This is a genomic window from Urechidicola vernalis, assembly GCF_031846385.1.
Lineage (GTDB): Bacteria > Bacteroidota > Bacteroidia > Flavobacteriales > Flavobacteriaceae > Urechidicola > Urechidicola vernalis.
This window is the reverse complement of record NZ_JAVRHV010000027.1, coordinates 1-719: the sequence shown is the minus strand read 5'-3', so window position 1 is coordinate 719 and position 719 is coordinate 1. Positions and strand designations below refer to the sequence as shown.

The window sequence follows — 719 nt, the reverse complement described above, 5'->3', positions numbered from 1 at the left end:
GGTATCGGCTATGAGTAGTTGCGTGGTTTAGCGATTAACTTTGCAAGTACACACCAAACTGAAAATCCGTGAGGATTTTCAGAAGTAGGCGAGAACAAGCAATTACTTATAGCCATTGTTGTAAGCTGGCTTTTATTATTCATAATATTTTTCCAATGCTCGGTCAAAGTCAATCAAGTCGAGCCATTTTAATTTTTCTAAATCCACAATTTCGTTTGTCCGTTTTTCTCTGTTCAGATATTCTAAATCTCTTGGATGAACCTCAATTAATTTTGCTTTATTTTTTTCCGTTTCCTTAAGTCCGTAATAAATTGATGTTGGGTCAAAATCAAAGAATGCGTATTTTTTCTTTTTCAGATTTATGATAATAAAAGGAAAACCACCTTTCGGATTATTCGGATTGTGGGCAGGTTTTCTACAAACTATACATTCCGATTTTTCAAGGAAATCAAACGTTTTATCGTTTTGGAAATATATCCAAGTTCGGCTTGAATTCAGTTCAAGTTTTGGATTTTCAGAGTTTGAGTAAATTCCGATTAATCCAGCATAAGCTCCCATTCTCCATTCTTCAATATTATAGACTATAATTCCGTATTCATTATTTGGTGATGAAACGAAATAATCTTCGGTCCAACCTTCCGCTTTGTAGTCAATCAGTTTTTCTTTGTTAATATTCCAACTCAAAATTTCGTTCATTTCTGGTTTTTTCAGCTTGCTTA

Annotated in this window: 1 protein-coding gene; it reads right to left on the bottom strand. The window is 33.5% G+C overall.

The features are described 5' to 3' along the window. Positions 1–135: 135 nt before the first annotated feature. Positions 136–719, bottom strand: a 584-nt coding sequence (locus tag RM519_RS13955) for a hypothetical protein (RefSeq protein WP_311594441.1), incomplete at its 5' end; no start/stop codon positions are given.